Genomic DNA, 12,274 nt, shown 5'->3' with positions numbered 1-12,274 from the left:
TTAGGCGGACTAACGGCTCGCAGCGGGCACCAGGACCCAGAGCACTTCGACGGTTTCGTCCGTGGGGTTGATCCAGGTGTGAGGCTCCCGGCCAGGGAAGGAAAGGGTATCGCCTTCTGCGAGGTCGTATTCCTCGTTGGTCAGGATGAGCTTGATCCGGCCCTTGACCACATGCAGGACATCCACGTCGCAATCCACCGCGTACAGTTCGTTCTCACCGCGGCCGCGGGGTTCGATGGTGGCCTGCAGGATCTGCAGGCGACGCTCGGAGCGCGCGGTCAGCAGGCGTTCCACGATCCCTTGGCCACCCAGGGAGATGCGGGGGCCGTCGTCGCGCTTGGTCAGGTGGGTTTCCGGCGCGGCGAACAAGTCCCCCACGGAAACGGACAGAACCTGGCACAGGGTGACAAGCGACGCGACCGACGGCGATGTCAGGTCCCGTTCCACGCGGCTGAGGAACCCTTTGGTCAGACCGGTAGCGTCTGCCACCTGCTCGATGGTGAGTCGTTGCGCCTGCCGGGCTGCGCGGATTCTGGAACCGATGGCAACTGGAACGTTGCTTGGTTCAACGGGGAGAGCCTTCATTCACGAACCTTTCAGGCCTGTCATGTGGCCCTGTCATTGGAGCAATAGTAGCCGGAGCGCGCAAAAGGAGGACCAGAAACGGCCGAAGCATGACTTAAGCATCTTGACTGTTACTCCCATCACAACATATCCTCTGAGGCAACAAGTGTTGTCTGTGAGGCATACAACACCCTCCCCAATCTCCAATCGTCAGCACGGAGACTTCGACCCTTCGCAGGAGTATCGTCGAAATCCCCAACCTCCGTGCATCAGCTCCAAGGACCGTTCATGGAATCTTCGGCTATAAACATCGCAATCGTGGTGGTGTACCTGCTCGCCATGCTGGCGTTCGGCTGGTGGGGCAAGTCCCGCACCAAGAACAACAGCGACTTCCTGGTGGCAGGCCGCCGCCTTGGCCCCTTCCTCTACACAGGCACCATGGCCGCGGTGGTCCTCGGTGGCGCATCCACCGTCGGCGGCGTCGGCCTGGGCTACAAGTTCGGCATTTCCGGTATGTGGCTCGTGGTGGCCATCGGCGCCGGTGTGCTGCTGCTGAGCCTGCTCTTCGCCGGCACCATCCAGCGCCTGAAGATCTACACCGTCTCCCAGATGCTCAGCCTCCGCTACGGCAGCAAGGCCACGCAGACATCCGGAATCGTGATGCTCGCGTACACCCTGATGCTGTGCGCCACGTCCACTGGCGCCTACGCCACCATCTTCGTGGTGCTCTTCGATTGGGAACGCTGGCTGGCAATCGCCGTTGGCGGGGCAATCGTGCTGGTCTACTCAACCATTGGCGGCATGTGGTCCATCACCCTGGCTGACCAGGTGCAGTTCATCATCAAGACCGTGGGCATCTTCTTCCTGATGCTGCCGTTCGTCATGAACGCTGCGGGCGGCATGGACGGCATCCGTGGGCGCCTCAAGGACAGCTTCTTCCAGATCGACGGCATCGGTACCCAGACGATCATCACGTACTTCGTTGTTTACACGCTGGGCCTCCTGATCGGCCAGGACATCTGGCAGCGCGTCTTCACCGCCAAGACCCCCACCGTTGCCCGCTGGGGCGGCGCCACGGCCGGTGTCTACTGCATCCTCTACGGCATCGCAGGTGCCTTGATCGGCCTGGCAGCCCGCGTTGCCTTGCCGGATATCGACGTCGCAAACCTCGGCAAGGACGTGGTGTACGCAGAGGTAGCAACCCACATCCTCCCCGTGGGCATCGGTGGCCTGGTCATGGCAGCGGCTGTCGCCGCCATGATGTCCACCGCCTCAGGCGCCCTGATCGCCGCCGCAACGGTTGCCCGCGCCGACGTCGTCCCGTTCGTGGCCAGCTGGTTCGGCAAGACCATCAACACTGACGACACCGAAAACCCCGAGCACGACGTCAAGGCCAACCGTTACTGGGTCCTTGGCCTGGGCATCGTGGCGGTCCTGATCTCCATGGCCGCGCAGGACGTGGTGGTGGCCCTCACCATCGCCTACGACATCCTGGTAGGCGGACTCCTGGTAGCGATCCTCGGCGGCCTGGTGTGGAAGCGCGGTACAGGCATCGCGGCTGCATGGTCCATGGCAGTCGGCTCGGTGCTGACCCTGGCCCTGCTGATCATGTTCGCCGTGGGAGTCATCCCCAGCGAAGACGGCGTCTACGCGAACGAACCCATCTACTACGGCCTGGCGGCCTCATTCCTCGTTTACGTGGTCATCTCGCTCCTGACGCCGCCCACCGACCCCGCAGTCCGGGCCGCCTGGGACAAGCGCGTGGCAGGTGCGATCTCCGAGGAACTGCCGGTCGAAGCACACCCGGTCAGCTCCAATAAGGCCTACTGACCCGAACACGCAGAACACACGATACAAAGCAACGCCCGACGGCGGCGCTCCCCCTACGGGGCAGCGTCGCCGTTTTGCTGTACCCCCGGAAAGTACTCGTTGTGGGGCCTGCTCTGCGGGCTCAATCTCCATCCAACCCCGCAGAGCAGGCCCCACAACGAGAGAGCGCCCCAGAAAGAGAGCGGGCCCCACAACGAGAGCGCCGCGTGCGGTAGTGTTGTGCCAGCTTCAAGAGATGTGGTGCCAAGCTCCGACTGGCCACACACCAACCCCATGTTCACGGGTGGTTCGGATGAGGAAGCGGCCCGCCCCGGACCCAAGACAACCGAGCGGGCAAGAGCACTCCCCCAAGGAGAAGTACCTTGCCGTACCACGCCGACAGCAGCCAAGCCCCCACGTCGCCGGCACCCGGCGCCCAAACTACCGGCGCGAAGAAACCCGACTCGCAAAAAACCGGCACCCCTGCCGAACCCGCAGCCAGCAAGGTTTCGGTGATCCCCGCCGTCGACCTCTTCCTGGGGACCGTCACCATAGTGACCGGGGCCAAGAGCGTGATGCTCCGGCACCCCGATCCGCGGTTAATCGCCCGGGCGCTTGCGCAGGCCGTCCGCCCCACCCAATGGTGCGCTGCGTCAGGGACGCTGACGGTGACCGTTGCCGCCGTCGGGAAGCCCATGGGGCTGCCGAGGCACTTTACCTTCCCGGAGCAAGCTGCCTAATCCTCTTCGTCTTCCTCCCGGAAGTCGTCCGTTTCATCGATCGGGACCACCCGTTCGTCATCCTCCGGTGCGTCCACTTCCTCCACCCAGGGCTCGTCCACTTCCTGGTCCTCCGCGTAGTCGTAGGCCGGGTCGGACTCCACAGTTGCCCGTTCCGGGTAATTGGCGTGTGATTCGGTGGTGTTCATGATGCAACCTCCGTCCCTTGGGCCGCGAACGACCCGATGACCTTGCGCGGGAGACCCCGCCCCTGTCATTCCATCTGAGCACCGGCCCACGGACCGGTCAAGGGGCCGAAATTACGGTGCACCGAACATTCCGGTTGAGGAATACCAGCCAAAAATCCCCGAGAATAACCGGTAGTGTGGGGCGTGCAATGGGGCCGCAACTACCCCACCCAGCACAGGAGAAAAAGTGCAACAGCACCAGGAATCCCACGGTCCGTCGAGCCCCGTTCCGGACCCCATCCACGAAACCGAAGCCCCGCAAGAGGCCGAAGCACCACAAACCGCGCCGACGTCCTCGGACATCAGGCGTTGGCGTCAGTACCTGGCGGACGAGCGGGCCGAAGCCGCCGTATACCGGGAACTCGCCCAACGCCGGGACGGCGAAGAACGCCAGATCCTCCTGGCCTTGGCCGAGGCCGAAGGCAGGCACGAAGCCCACTGGCTCAAGCTCCTCGGGGAGCACGCAGGAATGCCCAAGGCGGCGTCCGGCCGCAGCCAGTTCCTGGGCTTCCTGGCCCGCAACTTCGGATCGGTGTTCGTGCTCGCTTTGGCGCAGCGGGCCGAAGGCCGCTCCCCCTACGGCACCGAGCCGGCCGCAACGCCAGCCATGGTGGCCGATGAGCAGATCCATGAAGAAGTGGTCCGCGGGCTCGCAACCCGTGGCCGGAACAGGTTGTCCGGCACCTTCCGCGCCGCAGTCTTTGGCGCGAACGACGGCCTGGTCAGCAACCTTTCCCTGGTCATGGGTATGGCCGCCACCGGAGTGCCCAGCCCGGTGGTGTTGATGAGCGGCGTGGCGGGTTTGCTGGCCGGAGCCCTTTCCATGGGCGCAGGAGAATACGTCTCCGTGCGCTCGCAACGGGAACTGCTCAACGCCACCCTCCCCACGCAGGCCACGCTTACCGCTGCGCCGTCCCTGGACATTGAGCACAACGAACTGGTTCTGGTGTATCTGGCCCGCGGCATGACCCAGGAAGCGGCCGAGCACCGGGCCGCCGAACGCATGGGATTGTTCAGCTGCGATTGCGATCCCAGCCTTTCCCTGCAGCCCGAGAAGCCGGCCGAGGACGAGCACGAATCCGTGGGCTCAGCCTGGGGCGCAGCGTTGTCCAGCTTCTGCTTCTTCGCCTCGGGCGCCATCATCCCCATCCTGCCGTTCCTGTTCGGCATGACCGGTGTCGCGGCCCTCATGGTGGCCGGTGTCCTGGTGGGCATCGCGCTGTTGGCGACCGGCGCCGTCGTCGGCCTTCTGTCCGGTACATCGCCCCTCAGCCGCGGCCTGCGGCAGCTTGCGATCGGCCTGGGCGCGGCAGCCGCCACGTACGGACTGGGATTGCTCTTCGGCGCAGCGATCGTCTGAGTTGGACGGCTCCGGCCGCAGCCCGTACTGTTGGTTCGTCCTCCGCGCTGCCCCGCGTGACCAGGGCGTGAGGAATGGAGAGCCGTGGACCCGGAGCGGGAAGAAATGCGTGTGCCCAGGCACCGGCGCACGGGAACTGCTTTGCGTGTTCTCCGCGGTGTCCTCCTGGCCGTCTTCGCGGCCGTCATTGCCGTCCTGGTCAGCGGTTACCTGCACGGCGACCCCCGCATTACAGCGCTCTTTCCCGGGGCGGGTGTGCCCGGCACGCCGCAGCAAGGGAGCCAGGGGCAAGGGAAAGCCGCCCGCCCCGTTGACGCACCGCCGCCGGGGCTTGAGGAAGCAGACGCCCCGCTGGCCTCACCGCCGGCGCCCGGAACCACCAACGATTCCTACAAGTTCCTGGCGACCAACGACGACGGCACTCCCGTAGGGTACTCGCCCTGCCGGCCGCTGCATTACGTCGTCAACAACGCAACCGCACCGGAAGGATCCGACGCGCTGCTGACCACCGCCATCGCGAACATTTCTGCTGCGTCCGGCATCCAGTTCGTCAACGACGGCACCACCGACGAGCTGCCGGTTGAGCGCCGCGAACCCTACCAACCCGCCAAATACGGAGACCGGTGGGCTCCGCTCCTGATTTCCTGGACGACGCCGGAGGTCGCACCGGCCCTGGCCGACAAAGTGATCGGTACTGGCGGCAGCACCATGTACTCCCTCAACAACGGCCCCAAAAGCTACATCACCGGCAGCTTGGAGCTGGACACCCCACAGGTGACAGAGCTGATGTCCAGCGGAGGCGCGGACTACGTGCTGGCGGTCATGCAACACGAGCTGGGGCATGTCATGGGCTTGGACCACGTGGACGATCCCATCCAACTCATGTACCCGGAAATCGGGGCACCGGACGGGCTTGCCGCCGGCGACCTGAACGGCTTGCACCTGCTGGCATCGGCACCCTGCCGCAAGGACATCTGACAAGCTTCGCTTTCCAGCAGTCGCGCCATGGACTCGCGGCGTCGCCGGACTTATGCTGACGGTTACGGCCGACGGCGGCGCCCCACCACCCGTCGCAGCCGCCACGTCAGGGGGTTCCATGGAACCTTTTGGGTCGTCCAAGTGGCCAGACCACGATCCTCCCCGGCCCAATTTCCTCCCAGTGGTTGCGCGTCCGCCCGAAGATCCGCCTGTCAGGCCGCCCATCAAGCACAGCAGCATCGCCGCCATCCTGTTCTTCTTCGGCATCCTCGGACTCGTCTGCGCAGGCGCCTACTTCAGCGGCGAACTCCAACAACTCGTCACCGGCTCGCCCCTTGTCCAAGGCCAACCACCACGGCCCGGGGTGGTCCCCTTTGGGCAGCGCCAGGATCCTCCACCCGGACTCGAGGAAGCCGACGCACCCCTTGGCAAACCTGCGCCGTTGAAGAAGACCAGCTCCTCGTACAAGTTCCTGGCCGTCAAAGAGGACGGGACCCCGCTGGCCTATTCGCCCTGCCGGCCCATCCACTACGTGGTCAACTCCGATCTTGCGCCGGCTTCCTGGCAGGCCATGGTGGAGGAAGCCATCCGGCAGGTGAGCCTCGCTACTGGACTGAAATTTATCTACGACGGCCCCAGCTCCGAGGTTCCTTCCACCAACAGGTCCGGGTACCAGCCCGCGAGGTACGGAGACCGTTGGGCGCCGGTGCTGATCGCGTGGAGCACACCGGAGCAGGTCCCCCGCCTGGCCGGACAGACCGTGGGCCTCGGCGGAAGCTCCTCCATTGGCCTGAGCAACGGCTACAAGGCTTACGTCACCGGCACGCTCTCCCTGGACGCTCCCCAGTTCGCCGGCATCATCGACACTCCCCACGGCCAGGAAATAGGCGTGGCTGTCATCATGCACGAACTGGGGCATCTTGTGGGACTGGACCACGTCAGCGACCCGCGCCAACTCATGTTCGACGAAGCATCCTGGGTTCGGGAGTACGCAGCCGGCGACCTTACCGGGCTGGCCCAACTTGGCTCAGGCGCCTGCAGCAAGGACTTCTGAGCAGCTTCCTCAGTGCCCGGTCACAACCGCGAGCGCTTCCTCCACGCTGTCCACCAGGAAGATCCGGCCTTCCATGGGCTTTCCGGCGGCCAGGCTTTGAAGCATTGGCCAGGCCGGGAAGGTCCGCTCCCAGTGGTCGCGTCCCACCAGCACCATGGGCGTGATGGTTTCGGGCGCGCCGTAGTAGATTTCGCACGCATCCTGGAAGATCTCCTGCACAGTTCCGGCCGCCCCCGGCAGGAAGACGATCCCGCCATTGCACAGTTCCAGCAGGATGGCTTCGCGGACGGCGTTGGCGAAGTATTTGGCGATGTGGGTGGCGAACAGGTTGGGAGGTTCGTGTCCGTAGAACCACGTGGGGATGCCTAGCGTCGGAGTGCCTTGCGGATGCTGTTGGACCACGGCTGCTGCCTGGCGCGCCCACGCTGTCACGGATGGCCTGAACCCGGGTACCAGGGCGAGCGTGCCAAGCGCGGCTGCGGTATCGGCGTCGGGCAGTCCGCTCAAGTAGGCGCCCATGTTGGCCGCTTCCATGGCACCGGGACCACCGCCGGTGGCGACGGCGAAGCCGGCTTTGGCCAGGAGCCGTCCCAACCGGGCAGCGTCGGCGAATTCGCGGGTCCCGCGCTGGGCGGCATGCCCACCCATGACTCCCACCAGTTTGCGGTCTGACAGGGCGCCTTGATCCAACAGTTCGTCCAGGGCATCACCGATCGCATGGTCGTGCAGGGCGGCAGCAAGGGTGGCATCCAGGCTCTTCCGCTGCCCGGGCAGGATGCTCCACTGGTAAATCCTGGCGTCCAGGGTGGCCTCGTACTCTGTGGCGGAAATGTCATGGTAGAGCTCGTCGGCCGAGTAGAGGCTCCCCCGGTAGGGGTCGAACGGGATTCCCTGCATCTTGGGAAAGATGAGCGCCCCGCGGCGTCGGAGGCTCTCTTCCACGCCGTCGTCGAAAGTGCAGCCAAGGAAGATCGCGCCCTGGGGGTCCAGGGCCTTAAGCTCACGCGAATGTCCACGGAGGTCCAAAGACTGCGCGTGCCAACCGTGCATCGACCCGGCCCCTGCGGCCACCAGCCGGTCGAAGTGGACCACACTTTCGACGTCGAGTGTCCGCGGACTCGGGTTCAAAGCTCCGGTGCGATTCATGGTTTCAGCGTAGTGGCCTGAACCCTACCCATGCCCGGACCGAAGGAGTACAGTAACTCGCATTACGACGCCCATGGCTCTCTCGAGAGCGGGCCGAGTACATAACTTCATTCAGATGACGCTCTGGGGGCGTCGTAAAGTTCGCCGGCTGGGGGGCCCAACATCTGCTCGAAGGAGCATGGTTGTGGACCGTCCAAAACACTTTCGCCGTCCCCGTTTCCGTGTCATGACCCCACTTTTTTCCGCAAGCCATCGATTACTGACATGGCTTCCCGCTTTTTCCGTTGCCGTTTCAGGCCTGATGCTTGGCGTCACCGCGCCGGCTTCTGCGGCCGTTCCACCCTGCCCGGGTACCGGTGGCGCCATGCAGATCGTGGCCCATACTGACGACGACCTGATCTTTATCAGCCCGGACTTCATGCGCGATATCCAAGCCAAGCGTTGCGTCCAGACCGTCTACACAACCGCCGGGGAAGCGGGCGAGGGGCCTGCATACTGGAACAGCCTGGAAGACGGCATCCGGGCAACGTACGCAATGATGGCGGGGGTGGCCAATTCGTGGACGACCTCCGACGCCGGCGTTCCCGGCCGCGCCATCAGCGTCTATACCCTCAGGGATGCCCCCACCATTTCCGTGGTGTACCTGCGGCTCCCTGACGGCTTTCCCAACGGTAAAGGAAGCTCACGGTACGGGGGCCAAAGCATCCTTAAACTGTGGGACGGCCGGTTGTCCTCCATCCGTCCCGTGGATGGCTCTGCCACTTACACCAAAGAGCAGTTTCAAACCACGCTGAACACGCTGGTCAAGAATTTCCGGCCCACCACCTTCCGTACCCAGGATTGGACCGGGAACTTCAACGATCCCTATGACCACAGCGACCACTGGGCAACAGCGAAGTTCGCCCAGCTGGCAACCCGCTCGTACACGGGGCCGCATACTTCCTCCGCCTACGACGCCTACGTCATCGACGAGTACGCGCAGAACGTGACCGGTGCCGAGCTCACGGCGAAGGTGAACGCGTTTGTCCGGTTCGCCGACTTCGACAAATACCTCTGCGATACGCCATGCCCTGCCCCGCCCTACAGCGATTGGCTCAAACGGCAGTACATCACCGCCATCGAGTGGACCGGCAACGCAGCCAAGTCCCCCGGCACCACCGTGTCTGCGTCCTCGCAGAAAGCCTCGGCACAGAGCCCGGAGAAGGCGCGCGACGGCTACGCCTGGGGATCCCCCATGGACGCAAGCCGGGAATGGGTAACCAACGGTGGGAAGGCCGGAAGCTGGATCCAATACAACTTCTCCCCGGCACGCACCATCAACGCCGTGACGCTCTTCGACAGGCCGGTAGCCAGCGACCAGGTGACGGGCGGCAACCTGCAGTTCTCTGACGGCAGCACCGTCCCGGTTCCGGCACTGCCCAACAACGGCTCGGGCCTGACCGTCAACTTTCCGGCCCGGACGGTAAGCTCCCTGCGGTTCAACATCACCGCCGTCAGCAGTTCCACCACCAACGTGGGCCTGGCCGAATTCGAGGCGTACATCACCGCTGACACCGTCGCCCCCATAGTCACAGTCACACCTGAAGGCGGAACCTATGACATTGGGCAGAAGGTCACCCTCTCAACCAATGAGCCCGGGACCATCTACTACACCACCGATGGGTCCACGCCCACGACGTCGACTCCAACGAAGGTGAGCTACCCGAACACGGCAAGCATCACCATTGACGGCCCGCTGACCCTGAAGTACTTCGCAGTGGACAGCTCCAACAACGCGTCCGCAGTGGCCACGCAGACCTACTCCACGGGACCGGACACCACCAAACCAGTCGTGACCGCCAACCCGGCGGGAGGTGCGTACGCTGCCGGTACGTCGATCACTTTGACGGCCAATGAAACGAATTCGGTGATCAAATACACCACGGACGGCACGGATCCGGTGACGGCCGGGCTGGTGTACTCCGCTCCGATCACGTTCCCGGGTACCGGGCCCATGACGCTGAAGTACTTCGCTACCGACCCTGCCGGCAATGCCTCCGACGTCGCCTCGCAGACCTACACAGTCCCGGCAGACACCACGGCTCCCACAGTGACGGCCAATCCCACCAGCCGTCCGTTGGCCAGTGGAGCCACCATTTCGCTGTCTGCCAATGAGGCTGGGACAACCATCTACTACACCACCGATGGCAGCACGCCGACGGCAACGGAGAGCGCCACGAACTTCAAGTACGCGACTCCAATCGTGATGGGCAACTCGCCACTGGTGCTCAAATACATCGGAGTGGACACCGCCGGCAACACCTCCGCCGTCGGTACCCAGACGTACAGCGTTCCAGCGGCCGGGCCGCCGTCGGCCCATGATTTCGACGGTGACGGCAAAGCCGACGTCCTGGCCTCCGATGCGACCGGAAACCTGTACCTGTACCCGGGGGACGGCGCTGGCGGCCTGCAGGCCAGGAAGCTTGCCATACCAGCCTCGGACTGGTCCACCGTTACTGATGCCATCACCCCCGGGGACTTCAATAAGGACGGCAAGTCCGACCTCGTAGCCCGCGCAGGAGATGTCCTGTGGCTGTACCCGGGTGACGGGGCCGGGGGCTTCGGTGCCCGCTCGCAGATCAGTACCGGCTGGAGTGCCATGACCCAACTGTTCTCCCCCGGGGACTTCAGCGGCGACGGCATTCCCGACATCATGGCCCGGCGCAGCACCGGCGACCTCCGCCTCTACGCAGGGAACGGCAGCGGCGGGCTCAGGACGCCCACCACGGTGGGAAAGGGCTGGAATGTCATGAATGCAATCTTCAGCACAGGGGACTTTAATGGAGATGGTAAAGCAGACGTGCTGGCCCGGCGCACGGATACCGGCGCACTCTGGCTCTATCCCGGCGATGGAGCAAGCGATTGGTTGCCGTGGAAGCAGATCTCCACGGGCTGGGACAACAGAACATCGATGGCAGGGCCCCGGGACCTGGACGGCGACGCCAAGAATGACGTTCTCGGCCGCATCGGAGACACCCTGTGGCTGTATCCGGGCTCGGGCAGTGGAACGTTCATCAACGTTCCGCCCACCAGCCTCGGTACCGGTTGGCAGGCGATGAAGATCATCGCCTGACCGGCCCCATGAACCTGGCGCGGGTCGGAGTTTTCCCCCAGACTCTTCGGCCCGCGTCAGCCATGTCCACACCCTCTCCCACATCCCTCCCCCTTCAGCCAGACGCTCACTCACATCCCCACCCCTTCAGCCAGACGCTCACTCGCATCCCCACATATGTTTGACAGGACAATCTGACAACCTCTAGTCTCGCTTCAGGAATCTCTCTCTGGAGATGACCCTCTGCTGCACCGACGGAGACAGAAAATGATGAAGAACGTAACCCTCGGCCTCGTGGGCGTAGGCCGGATCGGCGTGATGCATGCCAAGAACATCAGCGCCCTCAACGAGACCCTCAACCCGGACGGCATCCACGTGAGCCTGAAACTGACGGATGTGGCAGAGGACCATGCCCGCGCAGTGGCGGCCAGCGTGGGCGCCGAATTCCTGGGATCGGTGGAGGAGCTCATCAATTCCGGCGTGGACGGCTTGGTCATTGCGACAGGCACAGCCACTCACCCTGGACTCATCCGCGCAGGGGTGGACGCAGGCATCCCGGTCTTCTGCGAAAAGCCCGTGGCCGTAAATGTTCCGGAGTCACAACCCGTCCTCGACTACATCAGCGAGAAGTCGGGCATCGTCCAGATCGGGCACCAGCGCCGCTTCGACGCCGGGTACCTGGAGGCCAAGCGGGCCTACGATGCCGGGGAGCTTGGTTGGATCCACTCACTTCGGGCTGTCACCTGCGACATGACCCCGCCGCCGGTGGAGTTCCTTGCAACATCGGGCGGTCTGTTCCGCGACTGTTCAGTCCACGACTTCGACATCCTCCGATGGCTCACAGGCAGGGAAATCGTGGAAGTCTACGCCAAGGGCTCCAACAACGGCGACCCGGCCATCGGTGAGGTGGGCGACGTCGACACTGCCCTGGCTTTGGTGACGTTCGACGACGGCACGGTAGGTACCGTCTCGGCCAGCCGCTACAACGGAGCCGGGCATGACGTCCGCTTGGAACTTCAAGGCTCCGAGCAATCAGTGCTGGTGGGAATGGACCAGCAGATGGCGATGAGGTCGGCCGAGCCCGCAGTGACCTTCCCGAATGGCACTCCGCACACCACGTTCGCCGAGCGGTTTGACCAGGCCTACCGGGCCGAGATGGCGGCCTTCGTAGAGGTTGTGCTCGGCAAACGTAAGAATCCTTGCACTCCCGAAGACGCCGTGGCTGCGTCAAAGGTAGCCGACGCAGCACAGCTATCCCTGGAGACCGGCGTCCCCGTCAAGGTCCAGGCCTAGCATCAGCGTGCA

The 12,274-nt window shown here is 64.2% G+C and carries 10 protein-coding genes and 1 riboswitch; of the genes, 7 read left to right on the top strand and 3 right to left on the bottom strand.

Annotated features, from left to right (window positions below):
- Positions 1-9 precede the first annotated feature (9 nt).
- Entirely contained in the window at positions 10-585 is a 576-nt protein-coding gene (locus tag LRQ04_RS07140) for a helix-turn-helix domain-containing protein (protein WP_235519052.1), read from the bottom strand.
- Positions 586-852: 267 nt separating this feature from the next.
- Between LRQ04_RS07140 and LRQ04_RS07135 the strand changes: the two genes are divergently transcribed.
- Both LRQ04_RS07135 and LRQ04_RS07130 read left to right on the top strand, forming a co-directional pair.
- The gene (locus LRQ04_RS07135; protein WP_235519051.1) at positions 853-2,394 is read left to right on the top strand and encodes a sodium:solute symporter; all 1,542 of its coding nucleotides are present in this window, start codon (positions 853-855) and stop codon (positions 2,392-2,394) included.
- A gap of 226 nt (positions 2,395-2,620) precedes the next feature.
- Positions 2,621-2,740: riboswitch (SAM riboswitch) on the top strand.
- A 16-nt stretch (positions 2,741-2,756) separates the two neighbouring features.
- The gene (locus LRQ04_RS07130; RefSeq protein WP_235519050.1) at positions 2,757-3,113 is read left to right on the top strand and encodes a hypothetical protein; all 357 of its coding nucleotides are present in this window, start codon (positions 2,757-2,759) and stop codon (positions 3,111-3,113) included.
- Here the strand turns inward: LRQ04_RS07130 and LRQ04_RS07125 are convergent.
- Positions 3,110-3,301, bottom strand: a complete 192-nt coding sequence (locus LRQ04_RS07125; RefSeq protein WP_235519049.1) for a hypothetical protein — start codon at positions 3,299-3,301, stop codon at positions 3,110-3,112. The genes LRQ04_RS07130 and LRQ04_RS07125 overlap by 4 nt on opposite strands.
- A gap of 226 nt (positions 3,302-3,527) precedes the next feature.
- Here LRQ04_RS07125 and LRQ04_RS07120 point away from each other — a divergent pair, with 226 nt between their 5' ends.
- From LRQ04_RS07120 to LRQ04_RS07110, 3 genes are all read left to right on the top strand, one after another.
- On the top strand, positions 3,528-4,700 hold the full coding sequence (locus LRQ04_RS07120; RefSeq protein WP_374198922.1) for a VIT1/CCC1 transporter family protein: 1,173 nt from the start codon (positions 3,528-3,530) through the stop codon (positions 4,698-4,700).
- Between the two features lie 141 nt (positions 4,701-4,841).
- The gene (locus LRQ04_RS07115) at positions 4,842-5,678 is read left to right on the top strand and encodes a matrixin family metalloprotease (protein ID WP_235519048.1); all 837 of its coding nucleotides are present in this window, start codon (positions 4,842-4,844) and stop codon (positions 5,676-5,678) included.
- A gap of 118 nt (positions 5,679-5,796) precedes the next feature.
- On the top strand, positions 5,797-6,732 hold the full coding sequence (locus LRQ04_RS07110; RefSeq protein ID WP_235519047.1) for a matrixin family metalloprotease: 936 nt from the start codon (positions 5,797-5,799) through the stop codon (positions 6,730-6,732).
- A 9-nt stretch (positions 6,733-6,741) separates the two neighbouring features.
- Here the strand turns inward: LRQ04_RS07110 and LRQ04_RS07105 are convergent, their stop codons facing one another.
- Entirely contained in the window at positions 6,742-7,878 is a 1,137-nt protein-coding gene (locus LRQ04_RS07105; RefSeq protein ID WP_235519046.1) for an LOG family protein, read from the bottom strand.
- A 301-nt stretch (positions 7,879-8,179) separates the two neighbouring features.
- Between LRQ04_RS07105 and LRQ04_RS07100 the strand changes: the two genes are divergently transcribed.
- Both LRQ04_RS07100 and LRQ04_RS07095 read left to right on the top strand, forming a co-directional pair.
- A complete protein-coding gene (locus LRQ04_RS07100; protein ID WP_235519045.1) occupies positions 8,180-10,990 on the top strand; it encodes a chitobiase/beta-hexosaminidase C-terminal domain-containing protein in 2,811 nt (936 codons plus the stop codon).
- A gap of 249 nt (positions 10,991-11,239) precedes the next feature.
- The gene (locus tag LRQ04_RS07095) at positions 11,240-12,262 is read left to right on the top strand and encodes a Gfo/Idh/MocA family oxidoreductase (protein WP_235519725.1); all 1,023 of its coding nucleotides are present in this window, start codon (positions 11,240-11,242) and stop codon (positions 12,260-12,262) included.
- The last annotated feature ends 12 nt before the right edge of the window (positions 12,263-12,274 follow it).

It is taken from the genome of Paenarthrobacter sp. AR 02, assembly GCF_021538675.1.
Classification (GTDB): Bacteria; Actinomycetota; Actinomycetes; order Actinomycetales; family Micrococcaceae; genus Arthrobacter.
Note: the sequence above shows the minus strand (reverse complement) of the source record. Positions and strands in the feature narration are given on the sequence as shown.